This window comes from Pseudomonas sp. XS1P51, assembly GCF_054897845.1.
Genome location: NZ_CM142707.1, coordinates 5,473,107 through 5,488,355, shown reverse-complemented (window position 1 = coordinate 5,488,355; position 15,249 = coordinate 5,473,107). Strand labels below are relative to the sequence as shown.

Annotated in this window: 15 protein-coding genes; 5 read left to right on the top strand and 10 right to left on the bottom strand. The window is 59.2% G+C overall.

The features are described 5' to 3' along the window. Positions 1-7: 7 nt before the first annotated feature. Entirely contained in the window at positions 8-433 is a 426-nt protein-coding gene (locus ACYZUD_RS25450) for a DUF4399 domain-containing protein (RefSeq protein ID WP_462020680.1), read from the bottom strand. A 135-nt stretch (positions 434-568) separates the two neighbouring features. Between ACYZUD_RS25450 and ACYZUD_RS25445 the strand changes: the two genes are divergently transcribed. Beyond that, complete coding sequence (locus ACYZUD_RS25445; protein WP_462020679.1) at positions 569-1,156, top strand: transporter substrate-binding domain-containing protein; 588 nt, start codon at positions 569-571, stop codon at positions 1,154-1,156. A gap of 135 nt (positions 1,157-1,291) precedes the next feature. Here the strand turns inward: ACYZUD_RS25445 and ACYZUD_RS25440 are convergent, their stop codons facing one another. After that, positions 1,292-1,777 carry a 2-thiouracil desulfurase family protein gene (locus tag ACYZUD_RS25440; RefSeq protein ID WP_462020678.1) on the bottom strand — a complete coding sequence of 162 codons (486 nt, stop codon included), beginning with the start codon at positions 1,775-1,777 and terminating at the stop codon, positions 1,292-1,294. Between the two features lie 2 nt (positions 1,778-1,779). After that, positions 1,780-2,412, bottom strand: a complete 633-nt coding sequence (locus ACYZUD_RS25435) for a 2OG-Fe(II) oxygenase (RefSeq protein ID WP_462020677.1) — start codon at positions 2,410-2,412, stop codon at positions 1,780-1,782. A 108-nt stretch (positions 2,413-2,520) separates the two neighbouring features. On the opposite strand from ACYZUD_RS25435, the gene ACYZUD_RS25430 reads away from it, so the two are divergent. Next, positions 2,521-3,273 carry a DUF2059 domain-containing protein gene (locus ACYZUD_RS25430; RefSeq protein ID WP_462020676.1) on the top strand — a complete coding sequence of 251 codons (753 nt, stop codon included), beginning with the start codon at positions 2,521-2,523 and terminating at the stop codon, positions 3,271-3,273. Between the two features lie 110 nt (positions 3,274-3,383). Here ACYZUD_RS25430 and bipL read toward each other — a convergent pair whose 3' ends face one another. Next, positions 3,384-4,331 (bottom strand): phospholipase BipL, encoded by a 948-nt coding sequence (bipL, locus tag ACYZUD_RS25425; RefSeq protein WP_462020675.1) that lies wholly within the window; start codon positions 4,329-4,331, stop codon positions 3,384-3,386. A gap of 97 nt (positions 4,332-4,428) precedes the next feature. Between bipL and ACYZUD_RS25420 the strand changes: the two genes are divergently transcribed. Both ACYZUD_RS25420 and ACYZUD_RS25415 read left to right on the top strand, forming a co-directional pair. Further along, complete coding sequence (locus ACYZUD_RS25420) at positions 4,429-5,010, top strand: DUF6436 domain-containing protein (protein WP_462020674.1); 582 nt, start codon at positions 4,429-4,431, stop codon at positions 5,008-5,010. A gap of 111 nt (positions 5,011-5,121) precedes the next feature. Next, entirely contained in the window at positions 5,122-7,533 is a 2,412-nt protein-coding gene (locus ACYZUD_RS25415; RefSeq protein WP_462020673.1) for a penicillin acylase family protein, read from the top strand. A 135-nt stretch (positions 7,534-7,668) separates the two neighbouring features. Here ACYZUD_RS25415 and ACYZUD_RS25410 read toward each other — a convergent pair whose 3' ends face one another. Further along, positions 7,669-8,634 (bottom strand): GlxA family transcriptional regulator, encoded by a 966-nt coding sequence (locus tag ACYZUD_RS25410; protein ID WP_462020672.1) that lies wholly within the window; start codon positions 8,632-8,634, stop codon positions 7,669-7,671. Between the two features lie 270 nt (positions 8,635-8,904). On the opposite strand from ACYZUD_RS25410, the gene ACYZUD_RS25405 reads away from it, so the two are divergent. Further along, positions 8,905-9,546: an HD domain-containing protein gene (locus ACYZUD_RS25405; protein WP_462020671.1), complete on the top strand. Its 642-nt coding sequence runs from the start codon at positions 8,905-8,907 to the stop codon at positions 9,544-9,546. A gap of 141 nt (positions 9,547-9,687) precedes the next feature. On the opposite strand, the gene ACYZUD_RS25400 is transcribed toward ACYZUD_RS25405, so the two are convergent. The 5 genes from ACYZUD_RS25400 to ACYZUD_RS25380 all read right to left on the bottom strand — a co-directional run bounded on the left by ACYZUD_RS25400 (position 9,688) and on the right by ACYZUD_RS25380 (position 15,088). After that, positions 9,688-10,578 (bottom strand): ABC transporter permease subunit, encoded by an 891-nt coding sequence (locus ACYZUD_RS25400; protein WP_462020670.1) that lies wholly within the window; start codon positions 10,576-10,578, stop codon positions 9,688-9,690. Further along, positions 10,575-11,456, bottom strand: a complete 882-nt coding sequence (locus ACYZUD_RS25395; RefSeq protein WP_462025114.1) for an ABC transporter permease subunit — start codon at positions 11,454-11,456, stop codon at positions 10,575-10,577. Before ACYZUD_RS25395 ends, ACYZUD_RS25400 begins: the two co-directional genes overlap by 4 nt. Positions 11,457-11,491: 35 nt before the next feature. After that, the gene (locus tag ACYZUD_RS25390; protein WP_462020669.1) at positions 11,492-12,634 is read right to left on the bottom strand and encodes an ABC transporter ATP-binding protein; all 1,143 of its coding nucleotides are present in this window, start codon (positions 12,632-12,634) and stop codon (positions 11,492-11,494) included. Positions 12,635-12,704: 70 nt separating this feature from the next. Further along, on the bottom strand, positions 12,705-13,802 hold the full coding sequence (locus ACYZUD_RS25385; RefSeq protein WP_462020668.1) for a polyamine ABC transporter substrate-binding protein: 1,098 nt from the start codon (positions 13,800-13,802) through the stop codon (positions 12,705-12,707). Positions 13,803-13,990: 188 nt separating this feature from the next. Further along, positions 13,991-15,088: a polyamine ABC transporter substrate-binding protein gene (locus tag ACYZUD_RS25380; protein WP_462025113.1), complete on the bottom strand. Its 1,098-nt coding sequence runs from the start codon at positions 15,086-15,088 to the stop codon at positions 13,991-13,993. Positions 15,089-15,249: the final 161 nt, after the last annotated feature.

The following is a 15,249-nucleotide window of genomic DNA, read 5'->3' as shown; positions in this document are numbered from 1 at the left end:
CGAAACGCTATTTAACGTTGACGGTAATCTTCTTCGAAACGATTGGCGGATCGAACGGGATGTGACCGCTGTCGCCCAGTTCGAGCTGCAAAGTGTGCTTGCCTGGCGGCAGTTTGATGGTGGCCTCAGTTTGCGCCTTACCAAAATGCATGTGGTTGGCATCCGTCGGAATCGGTGCACCTGCTGCGGGGAGTTCTTTGACGTCGATCAGCAAATGGTGGTGACCGGTGTTCTTGGTGACATCGCCTGCCGGGGCCAATGAGATGTCCTTGACGCCGAATTTAACCTTGAACTCCTGTGGCACCGTAGCACCGTCTTCCGGGGAAACAATGAACGCTTCTGCGCCTTTGGGCGCCGGAGTCGCAGCAGATGCCAGCACCGAAGCCCCCATCAACAGGCCAGCCAATGCAGCTCGTGACATAAAGGTTTTCATTCTCTTCTCCAGTTTTTTCGTAAAATCCGCGCGGCCATGACAACTTCACGGCCATTCGTTGTCGAAGGCACTCGACAACCATAGCAAAGCGAGCCTGAACCAGAGCGTCGCGATAATGAATTCAAAGGAGTGACCATGCGTTTTTTGCCTGGCCTGATCTGCCTGCTACCCCTTTTGAGCCCTTTGGCTCATGCCGAACTGATTGACGATGTAAACGACCGTGGCGAATTGCGCATTGCCCTTGAGGCTAATACACCGCCCTTCAATTTCAAGGACGACGACAAACTAACGGGCTTCGAAGTCGAGCTCGGCCAACTGCTGGCCAATGAACTGGATGTGCGGGCCGACTTCGTCATCACCGACTCCGGCGACCTGTTGACCGGCGTTGAAAGCGGCAAGTACGACGTCGCCATCAACCACATAGCAGTGACCCCGGATCTCAAAGATCGTTTCGACTTCAGCGAACCTTACATTCATACCGATGCGCATTTGATCGCGCAGAAAGACGAGCAACCGCGCTCAATCCTGTTGGTGCAGTCGCTGACGGAAGAAAAGCCGAAAGACGCCCCGGCTGTGAGCCTGGCAATTCCGTTTCAGAAAGGTAACCCGGCGTTTCATGCCAGCCTGGAAAACGCGTTGCAGCGGATCAAGGCCGATGGGCGGCTGGAAGCGCTGGAGCAGAAGTGGTTTGGGGCGGATACGAGTGTGGCGCCGAAACCCTGATCTCAAGTAAATGAGTAACCCTGTGGGAGCGAGACCGGCTTGCCGGCGATAGCGGTCTGACAGTCAACGAAGATGTTGAATGTGATGCCCTCAATCGCGAGCAGGCTCGCTCCCACAGTGGTTTTGTGTTGATGGTTAGTCGAGTGTTGCCAGGGCCGTAGCCGCTTGCGGCAACTCCAGCTCACTGAACACTTGAACGCCATGGCGTTTGAGCAACGCAGCGGTGACGCCTTCACCGCTGACCTTCACTCCGCTGAACGTCCCGTCATAGGTCAACAGATTCCCGCAGGACGGGCTGTTGGCCTTGAGCACGGCTATCCGGATGCCGTGCTTTTGCACCCGTTCCAACGCCTGGTACGCACCGCTCAGAAACTCCGCACTGACATCCTTCCCTTCGGTGGTGATCACCGAAGCCTGGCCATCAAGCACTTCACCACCCTGCCCGCCCGGAATTTCCGCCGCCGCCCTGGGCGTCGGCAACCCACCGGCAACCTCCGGACACAGCGGCACCACGCGACCTTCGTCGAGCCACCACTGGAGCTGATCGAACGGCCCACTGGCCCCGCCGTCGTAACGCACGCGGTGGCCCAGCAGGCAGCGGCTTACCAGAATTTTCTGCATGATCAGAACGGCTCGTTACCACGACGCCGAAACCAGCCGGTCAACGACAGGCGATCCCGGGTCGCGGGCAAGACTTCGTGGGGGACTTCACCCGACAGGAACACCACCAGGCAGCCGCCGGTGGGCACCACATCGTGTTCGACACCTTCGTCCAGGTACATGCGCAACTGACCGCCATGCTCGGGCAGCCAGGCGTCATTGAGATAGACCACCGCCGACACCGTGCGCCGGTCATCATCGCGGAAGCGGTCGACATGCTTGAGGTAGAAAGCACCGGGCGGGTACAGGGCGAAATGGCTTTCGAAATCTTCCAGGCCCAGGTACAGACCGCGATTCATCGCCTCGCGCAAGCAGTCCATCAGTTCCAGATAACTGTCGCAAGCCAACGCCTGACCCGGCTCGATCCACTGGATACGGTCGCCGCGAATCCCCTCGCGAATTTCCGATGACGGCCCGCGCCCCACGGCGGCCGGGGCCAATTCACCCTCGGTTGCACGTTTATGGCACTCAGCCGCCAGTTCCCGGGTCAGACCCAGAGGCAGGAAAATATTCTGCTGCGACCAGCCGCGTTCAGCCAGTTCGTCGACGATACGTAGCAGCAATGGGTGATCAGAGGGTATTTGCATGCCGGGCATAGTATTCCTGTGCCCGAAAATCCGACAGAGCCGTGCAGCGGCTTGATACGAATTCTCGACAAGTCCGTATGCCGCACGGAGAATAGTCGCCTGCTGACAGGAGTCCCTATGCGCCGTTTGCTTTTCTCACTGCTGATGTTCTGCGTTATGCCCGCCTGGGCAGACGGCCACGACCAGTTGTACAAGGTCGCCGGCTGGCCAGAACAACGCGCGCATTTCAGCGATGCCCTTTCAGCCGCTCAACAGCGTTACCAGAACAGCTTGCCGCCAGCGGTGTTTCAGGCGCTGGTGAACAACAGTAATCAGCGCTTTGCCCCGCAAGCCGTAGACCAGCGCGCCGAAGCACAATTACGCAAAACCCTCACCGATCCGAAACCTGCACTGACATTCTTCCAATCGCCTCTGGGCAAGAAGATCGTTGCAGCCGAGTTGCTGGCGACCCGTCGCGATCAGTTGGCGAAGAACGCCAAAGGTCTGCCCAAGATGGAAGCCAGTGACAGCCGCATGCTGATCATCGGCCACCTCGCCCAGGCCTTGCCCGCTCGCGAGGCCGGTGCGGAAGTCAGCCTGGCGATTGCCGGCGTCGCGGCCGACAGCCTGAGCTCGATGATCCCCGGCCTGCTCGGCTCGGGCCAGGCTCAAGGTATGTTGAACGGTCAGCGTCAGCGCTTGATGGACCAGATCGGCAGCGACCTGAACAACACGTTGCTGTATGTCTATCGCGACTTGTCGGATAACGAACTGGAAGAGTTCGCCACGTTTGCCGAGTCGGCCGAGGGCAAGGCTTACTATCAGGCGGCGCTGGCAGCGATTCGCGCGGGGTTGGCGGTGGGGCAAAGTACCTCGAACCTGAGTCAATGAAATAGTGTCGCGCCATAAAAGATCGCAGCCTTCGGCAGCTCCTACAGAGGCATCGTCGTACACATGATCAATGTAGGAGCTGCCGAAGGCTGCGATCTTTTGATCTTGCTCTACCGATTCTGACGGCTAATCCGCTTGGTCAAAAACCCGAAATACTCCTGCCGCAACGCCAGCGTCTCATTCGCCAGATGATGCCGCGCCTGCGGCAACATCAAGACCTGAGGCCGATCGAACTTGGCCTTCAGCACCTCAAGGTTGTGCTCCCAATCCACGGTCATGTCTGCCTGCCCCTGCACAATCAGTGGCCGTCGCGGACTGCCCGGCGCAGCTTCGATACGCTTGATCCACCGCGCAAGCGCACCGACCCAGGCCGTCGGCAAACGTAGCGGCTGTAACGGGTCGGCTTGCAGGAACGGCAAAAAGTCCGGGTCGTTGGAGTTCTCGCTGAAACGTCGGGCGATGGCTTTGACGAAAGGCTTGAGCAGGTAATAACTGAGCTGCGACCAGCCCCAGGCCCGTGGCCGAACCAACGGCGACAGCAGGATCACCTGCCCCTGGGCCGGACTGCCCGCACCTGCGTTGAGCACATGATCGATCACGATCGCACCGCCCGTGCTTTGCCCGCACAGGTGCCACGGCTGCGGCAAATCCAGGGATCTCGCCTCAGTGAACAAGCCTTGCAGCGTGTCCTGATACTCGTCGAAGTCCTTGATGCTCGCGCGCTCACCGCTGGACAGTCCATGCCCCGGCAAGTCGCAGGCAATCACCGCAAAACCCTGGTCCAGCGCCCACTCGATCACATGCCGGTAGAGCCCGGTGTGATCGTAAAAGCCATGGAACAAAAACAGCGTCGCCTTCGCCCGCTCGGGCCACCAGACCTGACTGACCACGTCATAACCATCGACCTCGAAACGCCCAAGGCCACTGCGCAGGTTACGCCCCGGAAAATCCAGCCCGTAGAACCGCTGGTACGCCAGCGCTTGCACCGACAGCCGCTGCCACTCGGCCAGTGGCCGCAGGCTGGCACGCAAATGATCGGGGTCGAAAGTGGCAGACATGGGTTATTCCAGAACACGAAACGGACTTTATGGGCCTGCGATATTCATCTGTCGCGGCAAGCATGGCAAGCTGGGCGACCTTCGAGGATTGAAACCCATGCGTTCGCCCTACCGCACCACACTGCTTGCCAGCTTGCTCGCCCTTGTGTGTGCCGGTGTGCTTTGGGCCGCTTACGACTGGTTTCAAGGACGTTACTTGCGAGCTTTCAGCTCACACACCGCAGTGTTTTCCGGCGACCCGCTGCGCCTGCCCGACGACCTTGCCGGCCCCGGCGCCATCCGCCTCGTGCATTTCTGGGACCCGGCCTGCCCGTGCAACGTCGGTAATCAACAACACCTGACCGAACTGGTTGAGCAGTATGTACCGCAGGGCGTCGAGTTTTATGCGGTACAAAAACCCGGCAGCCACGGCCAGTTGCCGAGCACGTTGAGCAACCTGAAAACCATCACCGTCCTCCCTGGTTCGGAACAAATCCCGGCCAGCCCGGCTGTGGCCATCTGGGATAGCAGCGGCAAACTGGCGTACTTCGGCCCCTACAGCGAAGGCCTGACCTGCAATTCGAGTAACAGTTTTATCGAGCCGATCCTGCAAGCGTTAAACGAAGGCCGTGCGGTGAATGCCACGCACACACTGGCGGTGGGGTGTTACTGCCCGTGGCCTGTCGATACAACGAAGTAGGGAAAAACCCGGCAATACGAATCCCTCCTAAGGGCGATGGGCCAATGCGGCAAGCCGTGTTAAACAGTGGCGCCAGGGAACTGCTGCCACCCATAACAACAAGGAGTCACCATGAAACGTAGCCTGACCGTTCTCGCCCTGCTGATAGTCGCACTCGCTGCGGGCGCCGGCTGGTACGTCTACAGCAAGCAGCCGACACGCCAGGGCCTGGTTGAGCTGCAACACCTGCAAGGTTCGGTGACCGTGCGCTATGACGAGCGCGGCATCCCGCACATCCGCGCTGAAAACGAAACCGACCTTTACCGCACCCTTGGCTATGTGCACGCCCAGGATCGGCTGTTTCAGATGGAAGTCCTGCGCCGACTCGCACGCGGTGAACTGGCCGAAGTGCTCGGCCCGAAACTGCTTGATACCGACAAGCTGATGCGCAGCCTGCGCATTCGCGAACGTGCCGAAACCTACCTGGCGAATATGGGCAAACAGTCGCCGGCCTTTATCGCCATGCAAGCCTATCTGGACGGCATCAACCAGTATCAGGACAGCCATGCAAAACCCGTGGAGTTCGATGTACTGGGGATTCCCAAACGCCCGTTCACTGCCCAGGACACCATCAGCATTGCCGGTTACATGGCCTACAGTTTTGCCGCGGCGTTTCGCACCGAACCCTTGCTGACTTACGTGCGCGATCAGTTGGGCACCAACTACCTCAACGTCTTCGATCTCGACTGGCAGCCCAAAGGCGTGCTGGCGAAGAATCCCGGAGGTGCCGTGCCGTCCCTCGCCAGCGCCGACTGGAAAGACCTCAACGCCCTCGCCCGCCTGAGCGAACAGGCACTGGCCGACAATGGTTTGCCGCAGTTCGAAGGCAGTAACGCCTGGGTCGTTGCCGGCAGTCGCACCAAAAGTGGCAAGCCGCTGTTGGCCGGTGATCCGCATATCCGCTTTTCTGCGCCGTCGGTGTGGTACGAAGCGCAGCTCTCGGCGCCGGGTTTTGAACTCTACGGCCACTACCAGGCCTTGATGCCGTTCGCCTCCCTGGGGATGAACCGCGACTTCGGCTGGAGCATCACCATGTTCCAGAACGACGACCTGGATCTGATCGCCGAAAAGGTCAACCCGGACAACCCCAATCAGGTCTGGTATCGCGGCAAGTGGGTGGACATGGTGACCAGCGAACAACAGATCGCGGTCAAGGGCCAGCCACCGGTGAAGTTGCTGCTGCGCCAGTCGCCCCACGGGCCGATCGTCAACGATGCGCTGGGCACCGGCGTCGGAAAAACGCCGATCGCCATGTGGTGGGGTTTTCTCGAAAGCCAGAACCCGATCCTTGAAGGCTTCTACCAGCTCAATCGCGCCGATACCCTGGCCAAGGCGCGCAGTGCTGCCGCAAAAGTCCAGGCGCCTGGCCTGAACATCGTATGGGCCAATGCCAAGGGTGACATCGGCTGGTGGGCGGCGGCGCAATTACCGAAACGTCCGGCGGGTGTGAAGCCGTGGTTCATCCTCGACGGCAGCACCGCCGAGGCGGATAAGGACGGCTTCTACCCGTTCAGCGCCAACCCGCAGGAAGAGAACCCGGCACGGGGCTACATCGTCTCGGCCAATTTCCAGCCGGTGTCGTCGACCGGTATGGAGATTCCCGGTTACTACAACCTGGCCGATCGCGGTCAGCAGCTCAATCGCCAGCTCAGCGACAAAACCATCAAGTGGGATCTGGACGCCAGTCAGAAGCTGCAACTGGGCACCACCACCGCCTATGGTCCGCGACTCCTGGCGCCATTGTTACCGGTTCTGCGTGAAGTGGTGAGCGATCCCGCCGAACTCAAACTGGTGGAGCAACTGGCCCAGTGGAAAGGCGACTATCCGCTGGAGTCCACGAGCGCGACGCTGTTCAACCAGTTCCTGTTCAACCTGGCTGACGCGACGATGCACGATGAACTGGGCAATGACTTCTTCGAAACGCTGCTCTCGACCCGGGTGATCGACGCCGCGCTGCCGCGCCTGGCCACGACCGCCGACTCGCCGTGGTGGGACAACCGCAACACCCTCGGCAAGGAAACCCGGGCCGACACGGTCAAGGTGGCGTGGCAAGCGAGCATCGCTCACCTCAAGACCACGCTGGGTGCGGATTTCGCGCAATGGCAGTGGGGCAAGGCGCACACACTGACCCATGGCCATCCATTGGGCCAGCAAAAGCCGCTGGACCGGCTTTTCAACGTCGGCCCGTTCGCGGCGCCCGGCACTCACGAGGTGCCGAACAACCTCTCGGCCAAGATCGGCCCGGCGCCGTGGCCGGTGACTTATGGCCCCTCGACCCGGCGTCTGATCGACTTCGCCGACCCGGCCCACAGCCTGACCGTCAACCCGGTCGGCCAGAGTGGCGTGCTGTTCGACAGCCACTATGACGACCAGGCTGAGGCCTATATCGAAGGGGTCTACTACCAGGCGCACCTCAACGACGAAGAGGTGACGGCCAACACTCGCAGTACGTTGAAGCTGTTGCCGGCGCGGGCTGCGCAATAGATTTTTGTTGGCCGGGCTGACGCTATCGCGAGCAGGCTCGCTCCCACACTAGACCGTGTCTGTCTGAACAACTCGGTTAACGGTGGGAGCGAGCCTGCTCGCGAAGAGGCCCTCACAGGCAACAAGAATGCTGGCTCAAACCACCGCCGCAAAATTCAACCTGAACTGCTGCGGTGTCACCCCCAGCCGTCGATTGAATACGCTGCGCATGTGCTGGGCATCCCGAAACCCGCACTGATACGCCACGGTCTTGAGCGGTGACGGTGTGCTCTCAAGCAGCACCCGCGCCGCGTCCACCCTCGCCCGCTCGACAAATTCCGCCGGGGTGATTTTTGCTTCTTTGGCAAACACCCGGGAAAAGTTGCGGGCGCTCATGTTGGCGGCATTGGCCAGGTCGGCAATCGTCAGGTCGCCGGTGAGGTTGGCCAACACGTAGTGCTGGACCATCGCCACCGCCGAGGTCGGTTCGGCGTGGGGCGTGAGGAACGGGCTGAACTGCGATTGCCCGCCCGAGCGCTGCGTGAACACCACCAACCGCTTGGCCACGCTCAGGGCCACTTCTGGTCCGTGGTCCCGACCCAGTAGGTACAACGATAAATCGATCCCCGCCGTAACCCCGGCCGAGGTGTACAACTCGCCGTCCTGCACGTACAGGCGATCAGCCTCGACCCGAGTGGACGGGCTCAACGCCGCCAGCGCCGCCGCATCGCCCCAGTGGGTGGTCACTGTTCGCCCTTCGAGCAATCCGGCCCGGGCGAGCATGAACGCGCCGTTGCAGATCGAGCCAAAACGCTGCGCCAACGCACTGGCATCGCGCAGCCAGGCATCGAATGCCGCGCCGAAATTCATGAACGGCAACTGTGGCCCACCGGCCACCAGCAGCAAATCATAAGCCTCCAGCGCCTCGCTGAAATGCCGATGGGCATTGAGTGACAATCCGTTGGAACACGCCATCACTCCACGCTCGACACCAATCACCTCCAGCCGATAGTGATCTTCCGGTGCCAGAAAGCGATTGGCTTCGGAAAACACATCCATGGGACCGGTGACATCCAGGGACTGGACGCCGGCGAAGACCACGATGGCAACGGTTTTTTGCATGGTTCAAATTCCGCCTTGAATATGGAAAAGATCGCAGCCTTCGGCAGCTCCTACATTGGATCGCGTTCCTCTGTAGGAGCTGCCGAAGGCTGCGATCTTTTCGGCCTGCCCACCACCAACCCTAGCCAATCCAAGCCCAACAAGCGAGGTTGGCACGATATGCATGTTCATTGGCAAGGATCGCAGCCATGGATCGATTGTCCGGTTTGGGGGGCCGGAACAGACTTGTTCCATCAGCGCCGCCACGGCGTTCCCCACGAGGACAGCACCATGAGCAGCACCATCGCCGGTATCAAAATCCCCGACAGCGCATTGGCCAAAGCCACCACGGAATACATTCGCGACGTCGAATCAGACCTGCTTTACCACCACTCACGCCGGGTGTTTCTGTTCGGTGCCTTGAGCGGTGAACGCAAGCAACTGGCCTACAATCCCGAGCTGTTGTACGTCGGCGCCATGTTCCATGACCTGGGTCTGGTGGAAGGACATCGCACTGACGATGAACGTTTCGAAGTCGACAGCGCCAACGCCGCCAAGGCGTTCCTCAAGCCTTACGGTTTGTCGGATGACGATATCGAGCAGGTGTGGTTGTCGATTGCCCTGCACACCACGCCGGGCGTGCCGCAACACCTGCGGCCCAATGTGGCGCTGGTCACCGCCGGTGTTGAAATGGATGTGTTGGGTATCGACTACGCGGCGTTTCCCACCGTGCAGCGCGAAGCGGTGGTGCATGCGCATCCACGCGGTGAAGGGTTCAAGGAATGCATCCTGTGTGCGTTCGCCAATGGTTTCAAACATCGGCCGGAGACCACGTTTGGCACCGTGAACGCGGATGTGCTGGTGGACAGCGAGCCGGGGTTCAAGCCGATGAACTTCGTCGAGATCATCCGCAAATCGCCCTGGGTTTCCTAAAAACCTGTGGGAGCGAGCCTGCTCGCGAAAGCGGTGTGCCAGGCAACATTGATGTCAACTGACACTCCCCCTTCGCGAGCAGGCTCGCTCCCACATGGGATTTGGGTTGACCACATTGTTGTGGTCAACCCGACATCAGGCTCAAGCCGCTTCCGGCGCCTGCGCGCGACGCACGTCCGGTTGTTTCCAGGAGTCGGCAGCGCTTTCTTCGATCGCTTGCTGGATCGCACGCTTGCGCGCTTCTTCGGCACGGCGGCTGAAGAACCAGACCAGGAACGTCATCAGCGATACCGCCAGCAGAATCAGACTGGCCACGGCGTTGATCTCGGGTTTCACCCCCAGACGCACCGCCGAGAACACTTCCATCGGCAAGGTGGTCGAACCCGGCCCCGACACGAAGCTGGCCAACACCAGGTCGTCCAGCGACAGGGCGAAGGACATCATGCCGCCCGCCCCCAGCGATGGCGCGATCATCGGAATGGTGATCAGGAAGAACACCTTCCAAGGCTTCGCCCCCAGGTCCATGGCCGCTTCTTCGATGGACAGGTCCAGCTCACGCAGCCGCGCCGAGACCACCACCGCCACATACGCCGCACAGAACGTCGTGTGCGCGATCCAGATGGTGACGATGCCGCGCTCCTGCGGCCATCCGATCATCTGCGCCATGGCCACGAACAGCAGCAACAGCGACAGACCGGTGATCACTTCAGGCATCACCAACGGCGCGGTGACCAGGCCACCAAACAGCGTGCGTCCCTTGAAATGGGTGATACGGGTCAGCACGAATGCTGCCAACGTACCCAGCGCCACCGCAGCAACCGCCGTGTAGCAGGCAATTTCCAGCGAGCGCACCACCGAGCCCATCAGTTGAGTGTTGTCCATCAAACCGATGTACCACTTGATCGACCAGCCGCCCCATACCGTTACCAGTTTGGAGGCGTTGAACGAGTAGATCACCAGGATCAGCATCGGCGCGTAGATGAACAGCAAACCCGCTACCAGCATGAAACTTGAGAAACGGAAGCGTTTCATTCCTTGCCCTCCATTTCTTTGGCCTGACTACGGTTGAACAGGATGATCGGCACAATCAGGATCAGCAGCATCACCACTGCCAGGGCAGATGCCACCGGCCAGTCACGGTTGTTGAAGAACTCCTGCCAGAGCACTTTACCGATCATCAGGGTTTCCGGGCCGCCGAGCAGTTCCGGGATCACGAACTCACCCACGACCGGGATGAACACCAGCATGCAGCCGGCGACGATGCCGTTCTTGGACAGCGGAATGGTGATCTTCCAGAAGCTGTTGAAGGTGCTCGAACCGAGGTCGGACGCGGCTTCCAGCAGACTGTTGTCGTGCTTCACCAGGTTGGCGTAGAGCGGCAGAATCATGAAGGGCAGGTACGAATACACCACACCGATATACACGGCGAGGTTGGTATTGAGGATCTGCAGCGGTTCGTCGATCCAGCCCATGGTCATCAGGAAACCGTTGAGCAGGCCATTGTTGCTGAGGATGCCCATCCACGCGTACACGCGGATCAGGATCGCGGTCCAGGTCGGCATCATGATCAGCAACACCAGCACCGTTTGCATCTCTTTACGGGCGCTGGCAATGGCGTAGGCCATCGGGTAGCCAATCAGCAAACAGAGGACGGTGCTGATCAGCGCCATCTTCAACGAACCGAGGTAAGCGGCGATGTACAACTCGTCACCGGCGAGCATCGCGTAGTTGCCGAGGTTGAGCAGCACCTGCAGCTTCTGGTCGACGAAATTGTAGATCTCGGTGTACGGCGGAATGGCTACGTCGGCTTCGGCGAAGCTGATCTTCAGGACGATGAAGAACGGCAGCATGAAGAACAGGAACAGCCAGATGAAGGGAACCCCGATGACCAACTGACGGCCACCGGGAATTATTCGATTAAGGCGGCGTTTGAATTTGCGCATGTTCATGAGCGAAGTACCACGCCGCTGTCGTCTTCCCACCACACGTAAACCTGGTCGCCCCAGGTTGGGCGCTGGCCGCGGCGCTCGGCGTTGGCGACGAACGACTGGACGATCTTGCCGCTCGGCAGTTCGACGTAGAACACCGAGTGGCCGCCAAGATAGGCAATATCATGCACCTTGCCGCTGGACCAGTTGTATTCACAGGTCGGCATGGTCGGTGTCACCAGCAGTTTTTCCGGACGGATCGCGTAGGTTACGGATTTGTCCTGCACCGACGTGCTGATGCCGTGGCCCACGTAAATCTGGCGGTCCAGGTCCTTGCAGGTGATGGTCGCGTGGCCTTCGGCGTCGTCGATCACTTCACCGTCGAAGATGTTGACGTTGCCGATGAATTCGCAGACCAGACGGCTGGTCGGGGTTTCGTAGATGTCGATCGGGCTGCCGATCTGGGCGATCCAGCCCAGGTGCATGATCGCGATGCGCTCGGCCATGGTCATGGCCTCTTCCTGGTCATGGGTCACCATGACGCAAGTCACGCCGACGCGCTCGATGATCTCGACCAACTCCAGTTGCATTTGCGAACGCAGCTTCTTGTCCAGAGCACCCATCGGTTCGTCGAGCAGCAACAGCTTCGGCCGCTTGGCCAGGGAACGCGCCAGGGCCACACGCTGACGCTGGCCACCGGACAACTGATGCGGCTTGCGCTTGGCGTATTGCGTCATCTGAACCAGCTTGAGCATGTCCGCGACACGGGCATCGACTTCTGCTGCGGGGATTTTGTCCTGCTTGAGGCCGAAGGCGATGTTCTGCGCCACGGTCATGTGCGGGAACAAGGCGTACGACTGGAACATCATGTTGATCGGCCGCTCGTACGGCGGCATGTCGGTGATGTCTACTCCATCGAGGAAAATGCGCCCCTCCGTGGGCCGTTCGAACCCTGCGAGCATGCGCAGCAAGGTGGATTTGCCCGATCCCGAACCGCCGAGCAGGGCGAAGATTTCGCCTTTCTTGATCTCCAGGGACACATCGTCCACGGCAATCGTCTCGTCGAACTTCTTCGTGACCCGGTCGATTTTGACCAACACCTGTTTAGGTGACTGGTCGCCCTCGAGGGCTTTCTTATAGGCGCCGGAGGCAACTGCCATTTACGAAACTCCCAACAAAATTTGCAGTTCGCCCGAGGCGAGCGAACCTTGGATAGTTTGAGCCTTGTCGCTATTTACCCGACTTGACCTTGGTCCAGCTGCGGGTCATCAAACGTTGAATGTTTGGTGGTAACTCGATGGACACGTACGTCTTGTCGAGGACTGCTTGCGGTGGATAAACCGACTCGTCGGTACGAATGGACTGTTCCATCAGTTTGTCCGACCCGGGGTTAGGGTTGGCGTAGCCGACGTAATCACTGACCTGGGCGATCACCTCAGGTTTCAGCAAATAGTTGATGAAGGCGTGGGCTTCCTTGACGTTGGCCGCATCCTTGGGGATTGCCAGCATGTCGAACCAGAGCGCGCCACCTTCTTTCGGAATCGAGTAGGCGATGTTCATCCCTTTGCCGGCTTCAGCCGCGCGGGCCTTGGCCTGGAACATGTCGCCGGAAAAGCCAATCGCGACGCAGATGTCGCCGTTGGCCAGGTCCGCGATGTATTTGGAAGAGTGGAAATAGGTCACGTAAGGCCGCACCGCCAGCAACTTGGCTTCGGCCTTTTTGTAGTCTTCGGGGTTGGTGCTGTTGGCATTGAGGCCCATGTAATTGAGCACGGTGGGCATCATTTCATCGGCAGAATCGAGGAACGCTACGCCGCAACTGTGAAGCTTCTTGATGTTCTCCGGCTCGAACACCACATCCCAGGAATCAATCTTGTCGAGGCCCAATACAGCCTTGACCTTGTCGACGTTGTAACCGATGCCGTTGGTGCCCCACAGATACGGCACGGCGTACTGGTTACCCGGATCGTTCTGTTCCAGGCGCTTGAGCAGCACCGGGTCGAGATTGGAATAGTTGGTCAGTTGCTTCTTGTCGAGTTTCTGGAAAGCACCGGCCTTGATCTGCTTGCCGAGAAAGTGGTTGGACGGCACGACCACGTCATAACCGGTACGCCCGGCCAGCAACTTGCCTTCCAGGGTTTCGTTGGAGTCGAACACGTCATAAATCGGCTTGATACCAGACGCTTTCTGGAAGTCTGCCAGGGTGGTCGAGCCAATGTAGTCCGACCAGTTATAAATATGCACGGTGCCGGCCGCCTGAACACTGACGGCGAGCGTCAGTCCGGCACCGACCAGCAGTGCATTGCGCAATAAAGAAAAAATAGGCACGTGGAGGTCCTCTAAAATTAGTTGGGCCCAAGTTGCCCCGCGTGACATGACAGCCATGGCTGCCTGGCAACAAAACCGGCGCGCAACTTACCCTCGAAAAACCGTTCCAGCAAAACTTTCTGTCATTTAATTATTCCTGTTGCCGTCACCGCGCAGGCGACGACAACAGGTTGTTGCCTCAAACCGGCTTACTTACCGGATTTGATCTTGGTCCAGCTGCGAGTCAGGATCCGCTGGGTCGCGGCCGGCAAGTCGGCAATCGCGTACAGCTTGGCCAGCACGTCCGCTGGCGGGTAGATGCCTGGATCGTCGGTGATTTCTTTTTCGACCAATGCGGTGGCGGCCGCGTTACCGTTCGGGAAGCGCACGGCGTTGGTGATTTCAGCCATGATTTCCGGCTTCTGCAGGAAGGTCATGAACTTGTAGGCGCCTTCGACGTTTTCGGCATCTTTAGGGATGGCGACCATGTCGTAGAAGGTGCCGGCACCTTCTTTCGGAATGTTGTAGCTGACTTTCACCTTGTCACCGGCTTCAGCTGCGCGGGACTTGGCCTGGTAGATGTCACCCGAGTAACCGACGGCTACGCAGATGTTGCCGTTGGCCAGGTCAGAGATGTACTTGGACGAGTGGAAGTAGCCCACCGAAGGACGAATCTTCAGGAACAATGCTTCGGCTTCGGCCAATTGTTTTTTATCCTGGCTGTCGGTTGGATAGCCCAGGTAGTGCAACGCCACCGGAATCATCTCAGTTGGCGAATCCAGGAAACTGATACCGCACGACTTCAACTTGGCGGCGTTTTCAGGTTTGAACAGCAGGTCCCAGGAATTGGTTGGCGCGTCGGCACCCAGTGCAGCCTTGACCTTCTCGGCGTTGAAGCCGATACCGATCGAACCCCACATGTAAGGGAAGGCGTGTTCGTTGCCCGGGTCACTTACCGATACTGCTTTAAGCAGGTCAGGGTTCAGGTTCTTCCAGTTAGGCAGCTTGGACTTGTCGAGCTTCTGGTAAACGCCAGCCTTGATCTGCTTGGCCAGGAAGTTGTTCGATGGCACGACGATGTCGTAGCCAGACTTGCCTGCCAACAACTTGGCTTCCAGGGTTTCGTTGCTGTCGAATACGTCGTAGACGACTTTGATCCCCGACTCGGCTTCGAACTTCTTGACGGTATCCGGTGCGATGTAATCGGACCAGTTGTACACGTGAAGAACCTTGTCATCCGCCTGAACTGCGCCCGCCATCACGCCCATCAGGGACATGGCGAGGAGGGTCTTGCCAGCTATCTTCATACCTAATGCCTTCATGGGTAATGCTCCAATTTTTCTTTTTAACCACGTGCTCAGCGGCCTTTCCCGGGCACTCCGAACAACCGGTAGTCTGGCAAGATCCAAGGCAGGCTTTCAAGGAAAGACCCATCCTTTGTTTGCGCTGAGCGAAATGCAAACTACAC

What these genes read in the sequence shown, in the direction of transcription:
- ACYZUD_RS25450 (WP_462020680.1), bottom strand. Translation starts at nt 433, where the DNA reads ATGAAAACCTTTATGTCACGAGCTGCATTGGCTGGCCTGTTGATGGGG.
- ACYZUD_RS25445 (WP_462020679.1), top strand. Translation starts at nt 569, where the DNA reads ATGCGTTTTTTGCCTGGCCTGATCTGCCTGCTACCCCTTTTGAGCCCT.
- ACYZUD_RS25440 (WP_462020678.1), bottom strand. Translation starts at nt 1,777, where the DNA reads ATGCAGAAAATTCTGGTAAGCCGCTGCCTGCTGGGCCACCGCGTGCGT.
- ACYZUD_RS25435 (WP_462020677.1), bottom strand. Translation starts at nt 2,412, where the DNA reads ATGCCCGGCATGCAAATACCCTCTGATCACCCATTGCTGCTACGTATC.
- ACYZUD_RS25430 (WP_462020676.1), top strand. Translation starts at nt 2,521, where the DNA reads ATGCGCCGTTTGCTTTTCTCACTGCTGATGTTCTGCGTTATGCCCGCC.
- bipL (WP_462020675.1), bottom strand. Translation starts at nt 4,331, where the DNA reads ATGTCTGCCACTTTCGACCCCGATCATTTGCGTGCCAGCCTGCGGCCA.
- ACYZUD_RS25420 (WP_462020674.1), top strand. Translation starts at nt 4,429, where the DNA reads ATGCGTTCGCCCTACCGCACCACACTGCTTGCCAGCTTGCTCGCCCTT.
- ACYZUD_RS25415 (WP_462020673.1), top strand. Translation starts at nt 5,122, where the DNA reads ATGAAACGTAGCCTGACCGTTCTCGCCCTGCTGATAGTCGCACTCGCT.
- ACYZUD_RS25410 (WP_462020672.1), bottom strand. Translation starts at nt 8,634, where the DNA reads ATGCAAAAAACCGTTGCCATCGTGGTCTTCGCCGGCGTCCAGTCCCTG.
- ACYZUD_RS25405 (WP_462020671.1), top strand. Translation starts at nt 8,905, where the DNA reads ATGAGCAGCACCATCGCCGGTATCAAAATCCCCGACAGCGCATTGGCC.
- ACYZUD_RS25400 (WP_462020670.1), bottom strand. Translation starts at nt 10,578, where the DNA reads ATGAAACGCTTCCGTTTCTCAAGTTTCATGCTGGTAGCGGGTTTGCTG.
- ACYZUD_RS25390 (WP_462020669.1), bottom strand. Translation starts at nt 12,634, where the DNA reads ATGGCAGTTGCCTCCGGCGCCTATAAGAAAGCCCTCGAGGGCGACCAG.
- ACYZUD_RS25380 (WP_462025113.1), bottom strand. Translation starts at nt 15,088, where the DNA reads ATGAAGATAGCTGGCAAGACCCTCCTCGCCATGTCCCTGATGGGCGTG.